The sequence below is a fragment of the Catalinimonas locisalis genome (assembly GCF_038039535.1).
GTDB lineage: Bacteria > Bacteroidota > Bacteroidia > Cytophagales > Cyclobacteriaceae > Catalinimonas.
In genome coordinates this window covers 60,154-78,489 of sequence record NZ_JBBPHP010000004.1, presented here as the reverse complement: position 1 = coordinate 78,489, position 18,336 = coordinate 60,154, and the positions used below count along the sequence as shown (strand labels likewise).

Annotated in this window: 14 protein-coding genes; 10 read left to right on the top strand and 4 right to left on the bottom strand. The window is 42.5% G+C overall.

Annotated elements, in window-relative coordinates:
- Positions 1–13: 13 nt before the first annotated feature.
- Together WJR50_RS07635 and WJR50_RS07630 are read left to right on the top strand one after the other, a co-directional pair.
- Positions 14–793 (top strand): AAC(3) family N-acetyltransferase, encoded by a 780-nt coding sequence (locus tag WJR50_RS07635; RefSeq protein WP_341292655.1) that lies wholly within the window; start codon positions 14–16, stop codon positions 791–793.
- A gap of 116 nt (positions 794–909) precedes the next feature.
- Positions 910–2,205, top strand: a complete 1,296-nt coding sequence (locus WJR50_RS07630) for an enolase C-terminal domain-like protein (protein WP_341292654.1) — start codon at positions 910–912, stop codon at positions 2,203–2,205.
- Between the two features lie 2 nt (positions 2,206–2,207).
- Here the strand turns inward: WJR50_RS07630 and WJR50_RS07625 are convergent, their stop codons facing one another.
- Entirely contained in the window at positions 2,208–3,824 is a 1,617-nt protein-coding gene (locus WJR50_RS07625; RefSeq protein ID WP_341292653.1) for a glycoside hydrolase family 32 protein, read from the bottom strand.
- Between the two features lie 190 nt (positions 3,825–4,014).
- On the opposite strand from WJR50_RS07625, the gene WJR50_RS07620 reads away from it, so the two are divergent.
- From WJR50_RS07620 to WJR50_RS07610, 3 genes are all read left to right on the top strand, one after another.
- Positions 4,015–4,524, top strand: a complete 510-nt coding sequence (locus WJR50_RS07620) for a hypothetical protein (RefSeq protein WP_341292652.1) — start codon at positions 4,015–4,017, stop codon at positions 4,522–4,524.
- Between the two features lie 21 nt (positions 4,525–4,545).
- On the top strand, positions 4,546–5,430 hold the full coding sequence (nadC, locus tag WJR50_RS07615; protein WP_445223455.1) for a carboxylating nicotinate-nucleotide diphosphorylase: 885 nt from the start codon (positions 4,546–4,548) through the stop codon (positions 5,428–5,430).
- 138 nt (positions 5,431–5,568) lie between these two features.
- Positions 5,569–6,045: a YcxB family protein gene (locus WJR50_RS07610; protein ID WP_341292651.1), complete on the top strand. Its 477-nt coding sequence runs from the start codon at positions 5,569–5,571 to the stop codon at positions 6,043–6,045.
- Between the two features lie 147 nt (positions 6,046–6,192).
- On the opposite strand, the gene secDF is transcribed toward WJR50_RS07610, so the two are convergent.
- Positions 6,193–9,249, bottom strand: a complete 3,057-nt coding sequence (secDF, locus tag WJR50_RS07605) for a protein translocase subunit SecDF (protein WP_341292650.1) — start codon at positions 9,247–9,249, stop codon at positions 6,193–6,195.
- Positions 9,250–9,361: 112 nt separating this feature from the next.
- The gene (locus tag WJR50_RS07600) at positions 9,362–9,733 is read right to left on the bottom strand and encodes a hypothetical protein (protein WP_341292649.1); all 372 of its coding nucleotides are present in this window, start codon (positions 9,731–9,733) and stop codon (positions 9,362–9,364) included.
- 253 nt (positions 9,734–9,986) lie between these two features.
- Between WJR50_RS07600 and WJR50_RS07595 the strand changes: the two genes are divergently transcribed.
- The 5 genes from WJR50_RS07595 (at position 9,987) to WJR50_RS07575 (ending at position 17,717) form a co-directional block, all read left to right on the top strand.
- A complete protein-coding gene (locus WJR50_RS07595) occupies positions 9,987–12,413 on the top strand; it encodes an alpha-ketoacid dehydrogenase subunit alpha/beta (protein ID WP_341292648.1) in 2,427 nt (808 codons plus the stop codon).
- Positions 12,414–12,693: 280 nt separating this feature from the next.
- The gene (locus tag WJR50_RS07590) at positions 12,694–13,833 is read left to right on the top strand and encodes a glycosyltransferase family 4 protein (RefSeq protein WP_341292647.1); all 1,140 of its coding nucleotides are present in this window, start codon (positions 12,694–12,696) and stop codon (positions 13,831–13,833) included.
- 117 nt (positions 13,834–13,950) lie between these two features.
- Positions 13,951–14,502 carry a dTDP-4-dehydrorhamnose 3,5-epimerase gene (gene rfbC, locus WJR50_RS07585; RefSeq protein WP_341292646.1) on the top strand — a complete coding sequence of 184 codons (552 nt, stop codon included), beginning with the start codon at positions 13,951–13,953 and terminating at the stop codon, positions 14,500–14,502.
- Positions 14,503–14,517: 15 nt separating this feature from the next.
- Entirely contained in the window at positions 14,518–15,333 is an 816-nt protein-coding gene (locus tag WJR50_RS07580) for a polysaccharide biosynthesis/export family protein (RefSeq protein ID WP_341292645.1), read from the top strand.
- Positions 15,334–15,335: 2 nt separating this feature from the next.
- Positions 15,336–17,717 carry a polysaccharide biosynthesis tyrosine autokinase gene (locus WJR50_RS07575; RefSeq protein WP_341292644.1) on the top strand — a complete coding sequence of 794 codons (2,382 nt, stop codon included), beginning with the start codon at positions 15,336–15,338 and terminating at the stop codon, positions 17,715–17,717.
- Here the strand turns inward: WJR50_RS07575 and WJR50_RS07570 are convergent.
- Entirely contained in the window at positions 17,714–18,316 is a 603-nt protein-coding gene (locus WJR50_RS07570; RefSeq protein WP_341292643.1) for a hypothetical protein, read from the bottom strand. The genes WJR50_RS07575 and WJR50_RS07570 overlap by 4 nt on opposite strands.
- Positions 18,317–18,336: the final 20 nt, after the last annotated feature.

The window sequence follows — 18,336 nt, the reverse complement described above, 5'->3', positions numbered from 1 at the left end:
AAAATATACATTAATGTATAGCCAAGAAGACCTTATACAGGATATAGAAAGTCTGGACATTGACGCCCAGGGTACATTGCTGATTCATTCCTCCATGAAAGCTATAGGTGAGGTAGAAGGTGGTGCAGAAACCGTACTGGATGCCTTTATTGCCTATATGCAAGACGGATTGCTGATTTTTCCTACCCATACCTGGCATGAAGACAATAACAAAGATGGGATCTACAATCCGCTGAGCGAGCCTTCCTGTGTTGGGATATTGAGCAACCTCTTTATGAAACGTCCGGGAGTGGTACGTTCTCTGCATCCTTCGCATTCGGTTGCTGCCCTGGGCAAAGATGCGGAATCCTATACCGAGGGCGAGGAAAAGAGCCGTACGCCCTGTCCAAGAGAAGGCTGCTGGGGCAAGCTCTACGACCGGGACGCGCAGATACTGTTTCTGGGTTGCAGCCCCAAGTCCAACACCTATATCCATAGTGTGGAAGAGTGGTGCGACGTGCCCGAACGACTAACGGAAGATTATCATCCTTATCAAATTATCAAGCCAGATGGTAGGGTGTTGGATTATGCGCAACGCAACCATAACAAAAAATACGGCGATGTTTCCAGGAATTATGACAAGCTGCTGAAGCCCTGTTTATATCATGGCATTGTACACGAAGGAAAGATAGGCGATGCACATTCTTATCTTTGCGAGGCCCGCCCTATGGCTGACCTTGCCCTGGCTTTTCTGGAAAGAGAGCCTCAGCTATTTCTGGATGATAGCCCTATCCCGGAGGATTGGTATAAGTAGGGGGTGTAAACCTGTGATAAGTTTATGGTTTCATAGATGGATGAATTGCACTATATTATAGCTGCTATCTGATATATTGAGCCTTTGGCTTCATTACTAATACAACGCAACTACCTATGACAACACGCAGGCAATTTTTGTCCAGCCTTAGCCAGGCTTCGGTGCTGGCTTATCTGCCACCATCCACGCTTTCGCTCTTTGCTGAACAGCAGGATAATAATGATACTTTGATAGAAGAAGTAGAAATTGTGAAAGTCAGTGGCCCTTACAGCAGCATGCGAGGAGTGAACCGTCAGTATCAGGTGCAGCCTGTACATATCTATCCTGATCAGCGCCCCCAGCCTTATCGCGATCAGCCTAACCCTACAGAATCCTCAGGGACTATTAGCCATCACTACCTTAGAATCAGGACAAGAGGCGGTATTGATGGTCTGTACGGTTATCTGGACCCAGAAACCATAAGCCCAATCTTGCAGCAATTCCGTGCTTTTATGATAGGCAAGGATGCACTGGCGGTAGAAACTTTATGGGATCAGCTGTATAGGCGCAATCGCCACTCCAGGGCGGGGCATTATATGATGGCTTTGAGTGCGGTAGATAATGCGCTCTGGGATGTTAGGGGTAAGTATTTTGATGCTCCGGTTTATCAGTTACTAGGTGGGCCTACCCGAGATGAGGTACAGGTATATGGAAGTTGTCTGGGGTATACGGTAGAAAAAGGTAAAGCTGGCCCCCGAGCTAAGCAGTTATATGATCAGGGGTTCTTATCCCAGAAGTGGTTTCTGGCTTATGGTCCGGGAGATGGTAATGAAGGTCTGAAGCGAAATATTGAGCTGGTAGAAGAACTGCGCGAAGCGCTGGGCTATGATGCCCAACTGATGTTTGATGCTTTTATGGGCTGGGATCTACCCTTTGCGGAAGCCTGGGCTAAAGCAGTAGAGCCTTATCGCCCTTACTGGATTGAAGAAGCATTTCCTCCTAACCGGTTGGATAGTTTCGTGCAGTTGAGTCAGAGCACCACAGTACCAGTAGCTACCGGAGAACATTTTTACAACCGCTGGGAAGTACTCAATTTCCTCAAAGCCCATGCGATACAGGTGGTGCAGGCAGACCCGGAATGGTGCGGAGGGGTGAGTGAACTGCTGAAGATATGTAACCTTGCCTCCTCTTTCGGAGCCAAGGTTTTCCCTCATGGGCATAACATACATGCTGCGCTGCAGGTGGTGGCAAGTCAGTCACCGGAAGTATGTCCGTTGGTAGAATATCTGATCAATCATGTAGGTTATAAACTACACTTTCAGAAAGATCCTTTGCTGACAGATAATGGCAAGCTTGCCCTACCCCAGAAAGCAGGCTTCGGCATTGAGCTGGATGAGTCTAAAATTGAAAGCGAAGAGATACTGACTGGCTAATACTACTCTGCTTTCTGCTTATTGGCGGATAGTGGGTTCCAGATAGAATTTACCTCCCAAATATCCAGTGACTTCAAGGTTACCGTGCCACCAATGGCATAAATTTCTACTCCATCCTGCGAAGGATCAGGAAAGATACGGTTGGTCATGGCTACGTATCCATCATTGCCAAATACTTCTACCACGGAGTGGTCTACATAAATGTGCAGGCTTACCGTGCCGTCGTCAGTAGGCATAAGGGCTACCGTACGCTCGCTAAAAGTATCATGAAAGCTGGTGTCACCGGATTGCGTCCTGTCCATGAAGAGTGACTGGGTAGCTACATCGTAGCTAATGGTGGTTTCCTGCCCTTCCCCTTTGAAAACCTTTACGCCAAACTCACCGGCGAGTGCTTCCGCTTCGCTTTGGGTATCAATGGCCTCGTAGGCAAACTCAGCGATAATTTCCAGTTGCTTTCCCTGAATATTTTCCAGTGATAAATAATTATCTCCTTCCTGTAGCTGCACATTTTCGTCATGCACATGCTGTTGGCGAAGCCTGGTGAGTTCTTCTACCGGAGTTTGCGTCAGCCGTGTGCCTTCGGGAAATTCGTGGAGGTCAAGTTCTCTTACCAGAGATTGTGCAGAGCGCCAGGGTGAGGTAGGTATCTCCTCACCGTATTGCCAGTTGTTGATCCAGCCTATCAGCAGTCGGCGTTCGCCAGGCACATTGTTCCAGGTGACACCCGCATAGAAATCACGGCCATAATCAAGGGTCAACATAAGATCATCGGTATTGGTATTGGTAAACTCTCTTCCGTTAAAGTCTCCCACAAAATACTGCATGGAAGAACCTATGCTATCTGTATTGTAAGAGACAATCAATACCCACTTTTCCTCTCCCGTTTCGGCTACTTGCAGCGGGAAAAGGTCGGGACATTCCCAGATACCATCTACAAAACCCTGGGGACCAAATTCACTCATCATCTCCCAGTCAGTGAGGTTCTGCGACTCATAGAAACGTATCTTCTGCTCCTGCGGAATAGCTACCGACATCACCCACTTTTGTCCTTCCTCGTACCAGAAAACTTTAGGATCGCGGAAGTCCTTCATGTTTTCATCCAGTACAGGATTACCTTCATATTTGGTCCAGGTACGCCCTCGGTCATTGCTGTAGGCGATGGCCTGGTTTTGCAGAGCATCGGTGTGAGCGGTGTAAATAGCAACTAAGCAACCCTCGGGAGATTCGCAAAGACCGCTGCTGTTATTTTGGTCCACCACCGCACTGCCGGAGAAGATCATGATGCCATCTTCCATTTCCAGAGCGATGGGCAGATGTTCCCAATGCACCAGGTCAGTAGATACAGCATGCCCCCAGCTCATATTACCCCATTGGATGCCCTGAGGATTGTACTGATAGAATAGGTGATATTCTCCATCAAAATAAACCAGTCCGTTAGGATCATTCATCCAGTTCTCTTGAGGGGAGAAGTGATAGGCAGGCCGATAAAGCTCCTGATAGTAAGCGCTGTCTATTGGGGAAGCTTGTACCTCTTGCTCTACAGCAGTCTCAGGCGGTTGGCTGCAACTCCATAGCGCGAGTGAAAGTAAAGTAATGCAGCCTATGTAAAAGTGTTTCATGGTCGGTAAGGTATCAGCGTATGCTTAACGAAAGCAGATGAATCTGCTAATTTAGAGTGAATATTTTGTTCATTAACAAATGAGGCTTAAAAAAGTAAGGGGATCTAAGAAGGATTTTGCTTAATTATCGTTCAATAAGTGATAAGCAAGCTTGTCTCAAGTAAAATAGATGTTTTTTGAAGTGATTGATATGATGATATTCCGACTTTTGTTATGTACACTGATGTTTAGTCAACCTGCCTGTAGCCAAAAGAGCGATAAGCCTGTACTGCTGATGAATCCCAGTGTGCATATTGGTAATGGGGAAGTAATAAAAAACGCCGTCCTGGCTTTTGATGATGGGAAAATCACTTTGCTGGCGGATGCTACCCGCATTCGTTTGGATATGAGTGCTTTTGAAGTGGTAGAAGCTTATGGTCTGGACGTATATCCTGCTGCTCTGCTGGATAGTTTACCTAGTGCTGTTGCAGAGGGAGACTCTCTGTTCTACACCGAACTTAATCAGGGGATTATGCTTGCAGCAGACCAAATTACCGCTGATTCTCCTGTGCATAAACTGGAAGAGGGAGCCGAAGCTACTTTTGTAGTTACTGAAAAGCCGTTGAAAGAAAGTGTCGCTCAAATCCGATATCTGGTGGTGAAAGGCAGGCTGAAGCGGGAAAATAGCGTATCTTTGCGCTTATTAAGCAGTGAACCCTAACAATCTGTCTGCTTATTTTTTATGAGTACAAAAGAAAGTATTAAATCTGTGGAACTCGCTTACCTGACTGAAGAAAACATCCGTAAATTTATCCAAAGTGCGCTGGAAGAAGACATAGGCGAAGGCGATCATTCTTCTCTGGCGGCCATTCCTGAAGAAGCCAAAAGCCGGGCAAGACTGCTCATCAAGGGAGAAGGCATACTAGCGGGCGTAGCGCTGGCGCAGCAAATCCTGAAAACAGTAGATGCTGCTCTGGAAGTTGAAACTTATCTTGAAGATGGACAGGCAGTGAAGCATGGGGATGTCGGTTTCGTAGTACGCGGAAGTGCACGTTCTATCCTTTCAGCTGAAAGACTACTGCTCAACTGTATGCAGCGCATGAGTGGTATTGCCACTTACACCCATTTGCTAAAAGAACTCATCAAGCATACCAATGCCAAGCTACTGGACACCCGCAAAACTACGCCCAACTTCAGACTACCTGAAAAGTGGGCAGTAGCTATTGGGGGAGGCACTAACCACCGTTTTGCTCTTTACGATATGATTATGCTCAAAGATAACCATGTGGATTTTGCCGGAGGCATAGCTCAGGCCATACAGCGTACGCAGGCTTACATGGAAAAACTAGGCAAACCTTTGAGAATTGAAATTGAGACTCGCAACCTGGATGAGGTCAAAGAAGTATTGGCTACGGGGGGCGTAGATATTATCATGCTGGACAATATGAGCCCGGAACTGATGCGGGAGGCAGTAAACCTGATTGGAGGCAAGTACGAGACGGAAGCTTCCGGTAATATCAATGAGCAAACTATCAAAGCAGTGGCGGAAAGCGGAGTAGATGCCATATCAGTTGGAGCGCTTACCCACTCTGTCAAAAGTATGGACATCAGCCTGAAAGCTTTTTAGCGAATTCTGGAAAAGTTATTGTTTAGGCTGTTCTATATTGATCCAATAGCCTCTCTATTCTGTCAGAAGTAAATTTTTTCGTAAGAAAAGTTTATACTTGCAACCTGATTCTAAAAAATTCAAATCGTTCTTGTAAAAATGATTGTAAAGACAAAAAAATATAAGCTGGAAACAGGAACTTATATCAAGCTGGCGATGCTCAACATTGTCAAAGAACAGTGGTGGGTATTTCTGATCGCAGTCGCCATTGCCTGCGGAGCATTTTTTATCTGGTCGTGGTGGTGGATTATCGGAGCGGGTATCGCTTTAGTGCTCTATTTCCTGTTTTGGCTGATTCAGTTTGCCGGAGTAACTCAATTGGAACAGAATAAAATCCTTTTTGAAAGATTGAGCTATGAGATCAATAGCCAGCAGGTGATGATCAAAGTGAATCCCAAGCAGGGGATGCCCTTGAAGTGGGAGATGATCAAGAAAGCTCAGATTGGTAAAGATTACTTTCTATTGATTGTCTCTAAAGCACAGTTGGTGCATTTACCTTTCCGTATTTTTAATACCGAAAACGAGAAAAAGTTTGTAGAGACTATATTAAAAAGAAAAGGTTACGTGAAGCAGTAGATTACAGATTGAAAATGTAAGATCACAAATTGCAGATTCAGGTCAGTTCTCTTTAGTTATTCTTAATACTTAGATATTAAAAAAGGGGCTTAGAATTTTCTAAGCCCCTTTATTTTATGCTGCTCTCAATGGAGCAAGTCGTTCAGCTTATACTTTTTGCTTCTTGTCAGCTGCAGCTACTGCTTTTCTTCTTCTTGAAGAAAGGTCAACCACTACAGGAGAAGCGATAAAGATAGATGAGTATGTACCCACCAGAATACCGACTAATAAGGCAAATGAGAATCCTCTCAATACCTCACCACCGAAAAGGAGTAGTATCAATACCACTACCAAAGTAGTCAGTGAGGTGATCAGTGTTCTGGACATTACATCATTTACCGACTGGTTAATTGCTTCTTTTGTATCCGCTTTGGGCTTAAGACCCAGTGTTTCACGGATACGGTCAAATACAATCACGGTATCGTTGATGGAGTAACCCACAATTGTCAGCATAGCCGCAATGAATACCTGATCCACTTCATAACTGATGCCTATTAATCCGGCAATGGCATAGGCAGAAAGTACGAACAATACATCGTGGAAAAGGGCGATTACTGCTCCCAGGCCATACTGCCACTTGCGGAAACGTACCAGGATGTACAGGAAAATAGCGATCAGCGCCACTACAATTGATTCCTGAGCGGCTTGTTTGATATCATCCGCGATGGTTGCACCTACTTTGGATGAACTGGAAATCGTAAATGCATTTTCGCCCAGGTCGGCTGCATTATCCTGAAAAGTACTTCCGGTAAACTCTTCAATTCCACTGATAAGCTGGGTTCTTACCGTATTGTCAGCCTCAGTAGATTCATCATCTACCAGGTAGCTGGTGGTTACCTTAAGCACATTGTTAGCGCCATAGGTTTTCACCTCCACACTAGCATTTTCAAACTCATCGTCAAATGAAGTTTGCAGATCGGATGGTACTACAGACTTATCAAAAGTAATGACATAAGAGCGTCCTCCCTTGAAGTCAACTCCTAAATTGAGTCCTCCTTGTGTTAAAAGTACCACCATACCCAGCACAATGAAGCTGCCTGAGAAAATATAGGCTAACCTTCTTTTTGACATAAAATCAAAGTTAAGGTTGGTAAGCATATTAGCTGAATAAGGCAGTGAGAAGGATACTTTGCTCTCATCACCCTTGCGAGTCATCCACTCCATGATCACACGGGTAATGAATACTGCGGAGAAGAATGAGCAGATAATACCGATCATCAAAGTCACTGCAAAACCTCTTACCGGTCCCTGTCCCATTACATATAAGATTACTGCCGTAATGAATGTAGTAGCGTTGGCGTCAATAATGGAGCTGTATGCCTTGCTATAACCAGCGCTGATGGCTGCTCTGAGTTTGGAACCAGCCCTGAGTTCTTCACGGATACGTTCAAAGATCAGTACGTTGGCGTCAATGGACATACCGATAGTCAGTACAATACCCGCAATACCAGGCAGTGTAAGCGCAGCGTTCAACTGAGCCAGAATACCCAGGATAAAGAAAATATTAAATACCAGCGCAATGTTAGCCACCAGACCCCCTTTAGCATAGTATGCCAGCATGAATAGTACAACAACTGCCAAACCGGCAAGGATAGAAGTAATTCCCTGCTGCTGAGCTTCTTTACCCAATGAGGGGCCAACGATAGCTTCTTCTACAATACGGGTAGGCGCAGGTAAAGCACCAGCCTCCAGAATGTTGGCTAAATCCTGTGCTTCAAGAATGGTGAAGTTTCCTGAAATGGAAGAGTTACCATTAGGAATCTCACCTTGTACTACCGGAGCGGAGTATACACGATTATCCAGGATAATAGCTACTCTACGTCCGATGTTGTTAGCAGTAAGGCGTTTCCATTTGCGAGCACCTTCAGCGTTCATGCGCATGCTCACGGCCGGGCGAGAAGCCTCATCATAGTCCTGACGGGCATCTATAATTACCTCACCTGTAAGTGGTGCCTGACCTCCACGTCCACGACGTACTGCATATAATTCTAATAATTCGGTATCTGTACCATCCTGTTGTCTAGGCTTTACTTCCCATACAAAATGAAGATCCGAAGGAAGGAGTGACTGTACATCGTCACGCTGAATAATATCGTTGATCTGAGCAGTGTCCTCTAAATTGTAAACTAATCCGTAGCTTAAAGGAGCTTGTAACAGACTAAATAGAGGAGATACTTGAGAATTAAGCAATGAATCTTCAGCAGTACCCTCTTCTCCTAATTGCTCTTCAAGATCAAGGCTATCTTGGGTGCTTTCTGTGGTATCAGTCTGAGTTTCATCTTCTTCGCCTTCAATAAGGGCAGAAAGTTCTTCCTCATCAGGTATTTCTCCACCTTCCTGCTCCAAAGCTTCCAGGTCATCAGTACCCGCTACCATACCTTCTGCTACCAGCATATTATTGATTTCCTGCAATGAGTTTACAAATTCTCCGGGTTCCAGTACTTCCACAAATTCCAGCTTGGCTACACCTTGCAAAAGATTTCTTACCCTTTCAGGATTATCTACGCCGGGCAGTTCAATCTGTATGCGACCCTGGTTCTGTAGGCGCTGGATGTTAGGCTGTGAAGTACCAAAGCGGTCTATACGCGTACGAAGAATGTTGAAAGAACGATCAATCGCGTTGTCTACCTCTTCATTGATCACTTCCAGCACTTCCTCATCTGTAGAACTGAAGCTGATACGGTTACGGGTGGCTGAGTTTACAAAAATACTGCTCAGCTGTTTATCAGGAGCTACTTCGTTAAATGCTTCGTAGAAAAGCGCAGTAAATCTTTCCTGACTATTGGCACGACGCTGTCTGGCAAGTTCCAGTGCCTGAAGAAAATCTTCATCTTTGCTGTCGCCCGATAGGTTTTTGATGATCTCAATTGGAGATACTTCCAGCACTACGTGCATTCCTCCCCGCAGGTCCAGCCCCAGGTTGAGTTCAGTTTCCTTTACTTCCTGATAAGTGAATTTGGCTCCTACCAGGTTATATACAGGCTCTTTCCAGATAGAGTCCAGGTATTCCTGTTTTTTAGCAAAGTCAATGTTACCTTCTGCTGTAGTAGCATACTCAGTAGCGTTTTCCTGTACGTTATTAGATACCAGGGTAAACGATAGGTAGTAAATGCATAACAGTGAGATAATCACCGTCAGAACAACTATTCCGGTCTTGTTACGCATGATTAAAATAAGTTAAATAGTAAATAGCTTGTTTATATATAAATAAGAGAGTAGGCTCATCTAATGCCTGATCAGGATAGATGAACAGTAGTTTTTCTAAGAAAGATGTGGGCTAGGGTGCGTTGGGAGAAATAAAGGTTCGAAAGAGAATCCTGAAATAACTGCTTTGAGGAAGCGGTAAATCTATGTCTACACTTTCAACGATTTCTTCAATCAACTCTAGCTTTAATATTGCAGAATAAATTACAGCAATCTGTATTTTATAGATGGGTACTATAGCTTCATAGGCTGCTGAAATGAAAGAGACTTGGTCGGAAGAAGATTCTTCTTCAGAAGACATATCCTGATAATGACTGACATCAGTATCAAAGCCCAAGCCCTGAATCATGAATGGCCGGTAAGTTGTAACCAACAGCATCATGATTGCCGTTAAAATAAATAGACGTTTCCCTCTGCCAGACAATATCGTTCGTAGCGTGCTCATAAAATTTGTGAGTGCAAAATTATGTATTCTTGTGTTAAACACAAAAACATAAAATGAATATCCATTAATAAAAAAAATATTAAAAATGTCTAAATAGATATTGTATATACTACAATTTTTAGTAAACAATGACGCTTAACCCTAAGATAATGGTGGACATGATTGGTTGCAGCTTTGTATAAAATCCGCTTTTTGACTATTTTTGGAAGTGGTAAAAAGCGTTGGATTGAAGAGAACAACTAAACCCTTTAAAGTGGAATCTACTAAGACATACCAAGAAGATATTACCCATAAACTTTCTATAGAAGAGATTCTTAACGACTATCGTATTGCCTGGGAAAGCCGGCATGCCAGCCTGATAGGTCGTAAGGAAGTGTTTATGGGAAAAGCTAAGTTTGGCGTATTTGGGGATGGTAAAGAAGTAGCACAGATTGCTATGGCTAAGGCATTCCGCAAAGGTGACTTTCGCTCTGGATACTATCGCGACCAGACATTTATGTTTGCGTTGGAAGAGATAACCATTCAACAGTTTTTTGCCCAGCTCTATGCCCATGCCACTCTGGAAGCAGATCCTTCTTCCGGTGGAAGGATGATGAACGCTCACTTTGGCTCTCGGATGGTTGATATGCAAAGTGGAGAATTTTACCGACAGACAGATAATTATAACTCAGGCTCTGATATTTCGCCTACGGCAGGACAGATTCCTCGTGCAGTAGGTTTTGCATACGCTTCCAAACTTTATCGGGAGAATCCTGCCCTTCAGGGAGAAGCATTTGAGGCTTTTTCCAATCATGGAGATGAAGTAACATTCGCTACTATCGGGGATGCTGCTACTTCCGAAGGTATGTTTCTGGAAACTGTCAATGCGGCAGGAGTACTTCAAATTCCTTTGATATTGTCTGTATGGGATGATGACTTTGGTATTTCTGTACCCAAAGAATATCATACTACCAAATTAAGTATCTCAGAAGCCCTTTCGGGTTTTCAAAGAACAGAAAATGAGCCTGGCCTGGAAATTTTCAGAGTAAAAGGATGGGATTATGAGAAATTGTGTGAAGCTTATCGCGTAGCGTCTAATATTGCCCGTAGTGAACATGTGCCGATTCTGATGCATGTGGAAGACCTGACACAACCACAGGGGCACTCCACTTCAGGCTCTCATGAGAGATACAAAACTAAAGAAAGGCTGGCCTGGGAGCGAGAGCATGACTGTAATGTGAAAATGCGGGAGTGGATACTGCAAAATGGTTTTGCAACAGATCAGGAGTTGGATGCTATTGAGCAGCGTGCGTTTGAAACTGTAAGAAAGGCCAAAAACGATGCCTGGAAAGCTTATCGCTCCGAATTGGATGCTGAACTTAAGCAGCTTTCAAATCTGGTGCTCAGGGTAGCTGAAAAGAGCCCACAAAAAGAGAAAATCAAAGAGGTGCATCAGGAGCTTAAGAAAACCTTGGCTCCTATCCGTCTGGATGAGGTGAAAGCAGCAAAAAGAACCCTTCGTCTTACTGCAGGCGAATCAAGCGAAGAGCGTCAGGAATTACTCAATTGGTTGAAAAAAAGCGAAGCGGATAATTACGATAGATTTAATGCCCATCTTTACAGTGAGACTGCTGCTTCTGCACTCAAGGTAGAAGAAGTAAAACCTGTATTTGATGAAAATGATAGTCCTGTGGACGGCCGGGAAGTCTTGCAGGCTTGCTTTGATCATATGCTTAAGCGTGACCCTCGTGTATTTGCCATTGGTGAGGATGTAGGTAAAATTGGTGATGTAAACCAGGGATTTGCTGGCCTGCAGGAGAAGCATGGTGAGATCAGAGTGACCGACACCGGTATTCGGGAGAGTACTATTATTGGCCAGGGCATAGGTACAGCGATCCGGGGGTTACGACCTATCACGGAAATTCAGTATCTGGATTATATTTTCTATGCCCTTGCTACGCTTACTGATGATTTGGCTTCGCTCAGATATAGAACACGGGGTGGGCAGGGAGCTCCCTTGATCATTCGTACCCGTGGGCATCGTCTGGAGGGTATATGGCATTCGGGTTCGCCTATAGGTTCAATTTTGCATAGCCTGAGAGGAATTTATCTGCTGGTGCCTAGGAATATGGTGCAGGCAGCAGGTTTTTACAATACTATGTTAAAAGCTGATGATCCGGCTATCATTGTTGAGTGCCTTAATGGTTATCGCCTAAAAGAAAGGATTCCTACGAATCTTGATGATTTTACTGTACCGCTCGGGCAACCAGAAGTAATTCGGGAAGGAGAAGATATCACCCTCGTTACGTATGGTTCTATGTGCAGAGTGGTAATGCAGGCTGCTGAGCAGTTAGACAAATTCGGCATTAGCTGTGAGGTAATAGATGTTCAAACCTTGCTTCCTTTTGATATCAACCACACTATCCTGGAATCTATAAAGAAGACCAATAGAGTGATTTTTGCCGATGAGGATGTACCGGGAGGTGCTTCAGCTTATATGATGCAGCAAGTACTGGAAGAACAAGGCGCTTATCGCTTCCTTGATTCTGCTCCCCAAACTATCAGCAGTGCGCCCAATCGTCCGGCCTATGGTTCTGATGGCGATTATTTTTCTAAACCTAATCAGGAAGATGTGTTTGATACGGCCTATGCTCTTATGGCTGAGTACGACCCCAATCGTTTTAAAGACCTCTATAAATGAGGAAAATATAGCCAAACTTACATGAAGAAGACCTTGGATAAAACTATAGGGTACTGTCTTTTGTTACTTTTTTATAGGATTGATTAAGGTTTTTCCTCGTTTAAGCTGCATTAGATAATTTGCAATGATTTGTTATTTTTTACTTTATCTAATAAAGTTACTTATGCCAATATAAATCCTTTTTGTAGGAACATCTTTTTTTGATGATAAACTATAAATTGCATTATTATTGCGATTTCTCTCGCTTGTAGAAATAATTTGAAAAATTTTTCTGTGTTATATGAAAATAGCTATTGTACTCAATACTTCCTGGAATGTATATAATTTCCGTCTAGGGCTTATCAATGCGTTGCGGGAAGATGGGCACGAAGTAGTTATTCTTGCTCCTCATGATAAATACAGTGACCGTATAGAAAGCCTGGGATATCAATTTCATTCTATCAAAATGGATAGTAGAGGAGTAAACCCTATCAAGGATGCAGGCTTGGTAGTGGAGTTATATAAATTGTATAAGCGAATATCTCCTGATATTATCCTGCACTATACTGTTAAACCTAACATTTATGGAAGTTTGGCTGCTCGTGCAGCAGGTATCCCTATGATCAATAATGTATGTGGCTTAGGTACTGTATTCTTGAAAAAAGGCTGGGTATCAGTAGTAGCTAAAACTTTATACAAAATCGCATTCCGTTTTCCTCATAAGGTGTTTTTTCAAAATCATGACGATTTCCAGCTTTTCGTAAAAGAGCACCTGATCAAAAGCAAAATTGCTGATACAGTTCCGGGGTCCGGAATTGACCTGAAGAAGTTTGAGCCCACTCCATTAGCAGAAGAAAATAGGGAGAAGAAGTTTACCTTTCTGGTAATTTCCAGGCTTATTTATGACAAAGGAATTATAGAATATGTTGAGGCGATTAAAAAGCTGAGGGACCTGGGGGTTGATGCTAAATTTCAGATACTGGGTGCCAAAGATCCTATCCATAAAAGAGGGATTCCGGTTGATATCGTTGACCACTGGATAGAGGAAGGTCTAGTGGATTATCTTGGTACTACTGATGATGTGAAATCCAAAATAGAGTTAGCAGATTGTGTAGTATTACCTTCTTATCGGGAAGGACTTCCCAGAACTTTGCTGGAAGCAGCAAGTTTGGGTAAGCCTATTATTACTACCAATACCGCTGGCTGTAAGCACGTAGTGGATGATAATGAGAATGGTTTTTTGTGCGAAGTACGTTCATCCGATGATCTGGCCAAGAAAATGCTGAAAATGTTGGAGCTAAGTCCTGCGGAAAGGAAAGTGATGGGAGAAAAAGGGAGAGTCAAAGTAAGAACCCAATTTGATGAAAGTATAGTGATCAGCAAGTATCAGGAGGCAATCAATCACCTGGTAGTAAATCAAAGTAAAAAGCTGATTGCTTAATCTACGTAAATCATTTTAAGGTAATTTCACCATCAGGCCAATGTTTTTTGCATTGGTTTTTTTGTTATAAATTTAAAGCTGAATTTTAGCAAATAGATTCAAATAAGACTATAAAGTATGCACTTAGAGACAACAAATATTGAGGGACTGGTTGAGATTATCCCAAATGTTTTTGGTGATGAGCGAGGCTATTTTCTGGAAACATATCATGTGGAGAAATTTAAATCGTTGGGTTTGGATTATAATTTCTTACAAGCAAATCAGTCATTTTCTGTGAAAGGAGTACTCCGAGGGCTGCATTTTCAAAATGCTCCATATCAGCAAGGTAAACTGGTAAGAGTAGTAAGCGGAAAGGTACTGGATGTTGCAGTAGATTTACGTCCCGGTTCCTCTACCTACGGGCAGTACAAAACCTTTGTACTTGATGGTAAGCGCAGCAATATGGTGTATGTACCTGAAGGTTTTGCCCACGGTTTTGTAACCCTGGAGGATGCAATATTTACTTATCAGTGTACTAATGTATATAACAAAGCTTCTGAATCGGGTATCATCTGGAATGATCCTGATCTGCTAATTGACTGGGAACTTAAAAAATATGGTATAAGTGAACCTATAGTTTCAGAAAAGGATTTAGCTTTACCATCGTTTAAACAAATTGCCCAGAAGTAAAACTAACTGATACTCTTGATTCAAACATTAATAGGGCCTTTCAAATACGTTGTATTGTTCCTGTGTGCTACAGGGCTGCTTAGCGGTTGCGGAATTTATAAGAATAGGATTCTCTTTCGTACTGAGACTGAGCTGATTCCTGAAAATGTACTTCTGGCAGTTGAGGATGCAAAGAGCAATTATACTTTGCAGGAAAACGATTATATTGAAGTAGAAGTCTATACCAATGAAGGTGAACTAATAATTGATCCTAATAATGAAATCAGACGTGAACTCAATTCAGGAGCTGGCAATCAACAATTCAGGACGCAGCAGCAACAGCCACAGTTTCTGATAAGAGAAGGTGGAATGGTAAAGTTACCGCTGATCGGTGATATTGAACTGGAAGGATTGACACTCTATGAAGCGGACAGTTTGCTGGAAACTGAGTACTCTGCTTACTATGAGGATGCTTTTGTGATTACTCGTTATGTTAATAAAAGAGTAGTGATATTAGGCTCAACAGGGGGGCAGGTAATTCCTTTACAAAATGAGAATACTAATTTGATTGAAATACTTGCACGAGCTGGAGGGGTCGGGACACAATCCAGAGTTGATAAAATCCGTTTGATTAGAGGTGATCTGAACGATCCAGAGGTCAGAATCATTAACTTATCAACGGTTGAGGGAATGAAAGAAGCTTCACTGAAAGTATTACCCAATGATATTATATATGTACAGCCAGTGCAGCGGGTGACGAGTGAGGCTGTACGAGATATTTCTCCGATTTTAAGTTTGATTACCAGCACTTTAACCTTGATTGTGCTGATTAATAACTTTAGCAATAATTAAGTATGAGGAATGATCAGTATGATATAGAAGAGTCTACTAATGAAAATAGTGTATTTGAAGGGCTTGACCTGAGCAAGATATTTCTGACTTTAAAGAAGAATATTATTTGGGTTTTGCTGATCATACTTTCTACAAACATACTTGCCTACCTCTACATAAGGTATACCCGCCCGGTATATGAGTCAACTTCTATCCTAAGACTGGACATTAAAAGTGAGGCGAATATTCTTGGTTTTGGAAATCTGAATCAAAATCTGGATAACCTTGCCGGGGAAATAGAGCTTCTGAAATCAAATCTTTTTTTCAGCAAAGTAGTGGAGGCCATTGATATGGATATCAGCTATTATGCTTATGGAAGAGTACTTTTTCAGGAACGTTATGGCAATTCCCCCTTTAGAGTTGAATATGAACTCAAAGACCGCTCGTTTTATGACAAGCCCATTGATATTGAAATTTTAAATGATGAGCAGTTTATACTTTCTTATCCTTTGGGAGGAGAAAGGTTTTCTCGCGCCTATGAATTTGGTGAAGAAATAGAACACCCCTCTTACCGCTTTGTAGTAACGCTTACCGAGCACTTTCGTCAGGAGTTTAAGGGAACAGCCTACTATTTTACAATCAATAGTGACCAGTCATTGGTCAATTATTTATCCAGTAACATGATCGTTGAGCCTGTGAATTTTAAGGCAAATACCATCAAAGTAGGTTTTCAGGGATATGATAAGCAGAAAATAAGGGATTTAGTTACAGTAATAGACTCTGTCTACCTGGAATATACTAAGGAGAAAAAAAATCAGGCTACCGAGCAGAAATTAAGCTTCCTGGATGAGCAGTTGGGAGCAATTGAAGACCGTCTTTCCAAATACGAGAACTACTTTGAAAACTTTACAATTGATAACAAAACTAACAATCTACAGTCTGAGATAGGAAAAGCAATAGTGAAAATGGAAGAACTGGATGCAAGGAAGTTCCAGATCCAAAACACATTAGAATCAATTGAAAAACTACGTCAGAAAGTAGAAAATGAAGAGTTGGTTCTCACTGAGCCTACCAGTTTTGTTAGCTATCCGGAAGATATATTAAAATATGTCCAGCAACTCAACACTCTGCTCAACGATAAAGAACTGACTTTAGCTTCTTATAAAGAGTCATCTATTGCTGTCAAGCTAAAAGACCAGAAAATAGATCTTATCAAAGAGGATATCCTCGGTCTCATACAAACCTATGATACTCAGCTTCACCTACAACTGGAAGAAATAGCAGAAAAGAAGCAGGAGATAGAGGAAGATTTTGTGCAGTTGCCATCCAAAGGCACACAGTATGGCAAAAATCAACGCTATTATAATCTTTATGAAAGCATCTTCCTTTCTTTAATTCAGAAGAAGAATGAACTGGAAATAGCAAAGGCAGGGACTGTTACTGACTTTGTGGTATTACTTCCGGCAACTATGCCTGGCAATCCTGTAGCGCCTGAAAAAATTACTATTCTCGGGGTAGGGGCGATAAGTGGAATTATTCTTAGCCTCATGTTTCTGGCGGTGGGTTATGTGCTGAATGATAAAATCAGCAGTCAGAGTGAACTGGAAAAACTGACACGTGCTTCAATATTGGGCAGTATTCCGCTCAATAAGAAAAATACTGCATCCGAGGGGCTTGTCATTGACAAAATGCCTAAGTCTGCTATCAGTGAAGCTTTCCGTTCGGTGCGAACCAATATGCAGTTTATGGGTTTGAGAAATGAAAAGAAAGTCATTTCTGTAACTTCCACTGTAGGATCTGAGGGAAAAACATTTGTAGCCTGTAATCTGGCTTATGTGATTGCTCTGTCTGGGCAAAAGGTGCTTATCGTGGATCTTGACCTCCGTAAACCCAAGGTTCACAAAGTCTTTTCTACCAAGAATGGAGAAAAAGGTGTTAGTACCCACTTGATAGGCAAGTATGCATTGGAAGAATGTATTACAGAAATAAAAGAGGGTAAGTTGGATATTATCCCTGCCGGCGCTATTCCGCCTAATCCTTCGGAACTGATCGTAAGCCAGGCGTTTGAACGTATGCTACATCAGCTTAAGGAAATATATGACGTGATTATCCTGGATAGCCCACCCGTAGGTTTGGTAACAGATGGTGTCTTGGTGATGGAGAAAGCCGATATTCCTCTCTATGTATTTCGGGCCGATTATTCCAGGAGAAATTTTGTGCGCACATTCAAGAAGCTTCACAATACCGAAAAGTTTTCTAAGCTAGCCATCATTCTGAATGGTCTCTCCTCCACCGGAGATAGAAGCTACGCCCACTCCCGCTATGGTTATGGGTATTTTGGTGAAGAGGAGAAAAAAGGAGTAGTAGAAAAAGTAAAGAGCCTCTTTAAAGGAGAAAAGGTTTAATATTGAAGGAGTCCTCTGGTAGAATAAAAAACGCTGTCCTTAAAAACCATCTTTTGTCTTCCCTGGGTTTCATATTCGGTAAGCCTTAAGTTTCCCTGTAACTGATCAAAGTGCAACGACATGCTTCTGTAAGTGCTGTAAAGAAGATTTTCTTCACGAAAAAGAGTTTCTACATAACAAGGGTTAGAAGTAGAGTCTTTGTAAACAACCTTCATATAGGGAATTTCTGCCTCTTTCTCATTCTTGGCCCGGTAAATCTTTGCTTGCAAATTCTCCTCTTCCAGTGTACTGTCGGTGATTGTATACTGTCCACGTAATACAGGCTTGTTAAGGTCCGCATCTACATATAACTGTAACGCTTCGGCCCAGGCAGCACTGTCTTTTTGCATTGTCTCTGTTTCTGTATTTTTGCCAATACTTGCAGTAATTTCAACCTGAGGATTCAGCCTGTCCAGGAGAGTAATTTGCTGATTGATCACCCCTTTTAAATCAAAATAAGGGGTAGCCTCAAGCATGCTTTCTACATCGCTTTCTTCAGACTGGCATCCTACGGTGATTAATAAAAGAATTATTCCGAGCTTGAACTTTAATTTATGCATATTGCGGAAGCTAATCGGCC